The sequence below is a fragment of the Mesorhizobium sp. M7A.F.Ca.CA.004.06.1.1 genome, assembly GCF_003999135.1.
Taxonomy (GTDB): Bacteria; Pseudomonadota; Alphaproteobacteria; order Rhizobiales; family Rhizobiaceae; genus Mesorhizobium.
The window spans coordinates 1-1058 of record NZ_RZPQ01001204.1 but is presented as its reverse complement, the minus strand read 5'-3'; the positions used below and the strand labels follow the sequence as shown (position 1 = coordinate 1058).

General features: G+C 60.2%; 2 protein-coding genes. One reads left to right on the top strand and one right to left on the bottom strand.

Features of this window, described 5'->3' with window-relative positions:
• Nucleotides 1-119: 119 nt before the first annotated feature.
• Nucleotides 120-536, bottom strand: coding sequence for an RNA polymerase-binding protein DksA (gene dksA, locus EN906_RS35160; protein WP_013531862.1), 417 nt, complete (start codon nt 534-536; stop codon nt 120-122).
• Between the two features lie 330 nt (nt 537-866).
• Here dksA and EN906_RS35155 point away from each other — a divergent pair.
• Nucleotides 867-1058, top strand: a 192-nt coding sequence (locus tag EN906_RS35155; protein WP_206529277.1) for a histidine phosphatase family protein, incomplete at its 3' end; no start/stop codon positions are given.

Sequence of the window (1058 nt, the reverse complement as noted above, 5' to 3'; positions counted from 1 at the left end):
GCGGCCTTCGCGCGCCTCAGAGCGGTGGATGCCGCACCAATAGAAATGGCCGGAAAACCGGCCATTTTCAGGATCGAGTTCGTTCGGGACAGCCGGCCGTGCGCCGCCGGCCTTGACCTTCAGTCGTCGCGATAGACTTTTTCGCGGCGCTCATGCCGCTCCTGCGCTTCGATCGACAATGTCGCGATCGGACGCGCATCGAGCCGCTTCAGCGCGATCGGCTCGCCGGTCTCTTCGCAATAGCCGTAAGTGCCTTCGTCGATGCGCTGCAGGGCGGAGTCGATCTTTGCAATGAGCTTGCGCTGACGGTCACGGGCCCTGAGTTCGATGGCACGGTCGGTTTCCGAAGAGGCGCGGTCGGCCAGATCGGGGTGGTTGGCGTTTTCTTGCTGCAGGATTTCCAGTGTTTCGCGCGCTTCGCGCAATATGTCATTCTTCCAGGTGACGAGCTTTGAGCGGAAGTAGGATTTCTGCCGCTCGTTCATGAACGGCTCGTCTTCGGAGGGTACGTAATCGGCGGTAACGATGTCGTTCATTCGACTCACCCAAACTGCCCCAAATTTGGCGCCTATATATTCGTCGTCCGACGCCTGCACAAGCGCAATCGGCCGCTGTTTCACGCAATTGTTAAAGTATCCCGCCACGGGTCTTTGCAGCCGCGTACGGTCGCTTTGGTACAAACTCCGCCGAGACACTTTGGATCCGGTGGCACATGCTTTCCGAGATCGGCCGTGATCCCGGGGCGATACGCAAGCGCCTTTGCAGCAAGCAGCATTGGGTGATTCGCTGTGTTTGAAGAGCACGGGCATTGTGCGCAACGCCGTTCTCGTGGCTAATCCCGGGAGGCTTCGGCATTCGGAGGTTGGGTGAGCAGGCTTTATCTGTTGCGACATGCAAAGGCTGGCTGGGCACTGCCCGGCATGCGGGATTTCGATCGCCCGCTCGACGCGTCCGGCCGTTCCGATGCCGAAATGATGGGCGCCGCCATGCGCTCCCGCCTCTATGTTCCGGACCGCACACTCTGCTCCAATGCCAAACGCGCCAAGGAGACGCTGGAA